Annotated in this window: 1 protein-coding gene; it reads right to left on the reverse strand. The window is 64.7% G+C overall.

Annotated elements, in window-relative coordinates; all coding sequences use genetic code 11:
• Positions 1–737, reverse strand: a 737-nt coding sequence (locus AC1DF3_RS37015) for an ATP-grasp domain-containing protein (protein WP_478142816.1), incomplete at both ends; no start/stop codon positions are given.

Below are 737 nucleotides of genomic sequence, written 5' to 3' on the forward strand. Positions count from 1 at the left end.
TTGCCGTCGAGGCTGATGTAGGCGAGGTCGAACTTGCTGGCTTCGACTTCGGCCGCGTCTTCCTCGTCGAGGTCGCGCAGGGCGACGATCTCGGGGTGGCGGAACAGCGCGTTGCTGTCGAAGTTGAACTTGGCGTCGAGCGCCATGATGTTGCCCTTGCTGTCGCGGTTGAGCGGATTGATCTCGACCAGCGAGGCATCCGTTTCCATGTAGCAGGTGTAGAGCTTCTTGAAGACGTCCACGGCTTGGGCGGTGGAGTCGGCCGGGATGCCGATCGCGTCGGCGATCTTCTTGGCCTGTGCGTCGCCGAGGCCGGTCAGCGGGTCGATGAACTCGGTGACGATCTTCTCGGGCGTGGAGTGCGCCACTTCCTCGATGTCCATGCCGCCTTCGCTCGAAGCGATGAAAGCCACCTTCTGGGTGGCGCGGTCGGTCACGGCCGAGACGTAGTATTCCTTCTGGATGTCGGCGCCGTCCTCGATGTAGAGGCGACGGACCTTCTGGCCTTCGGGGCCGGTCTGGTGCGTCTTGAGCTGCATGCCGAGGATCTCGCCGGCCAGCTTCTTGACGTCTTCGATCGACTTGGCAACCTTGACGCCACCGCCCTTGCCGCGACCACCCGCGTGGATCTGGGCCTTGACGACCCAGACCGGGCCGCCGAGCTTCTGGGCGGCCTCGACCGCCTCCTGAACTGTGTACGCCGGGATGCCGCGGGGTACGGGCACGCCGAACTTGGC

Source organism: Variovorax sp. 10N432, from assembly GCF_056394465.1.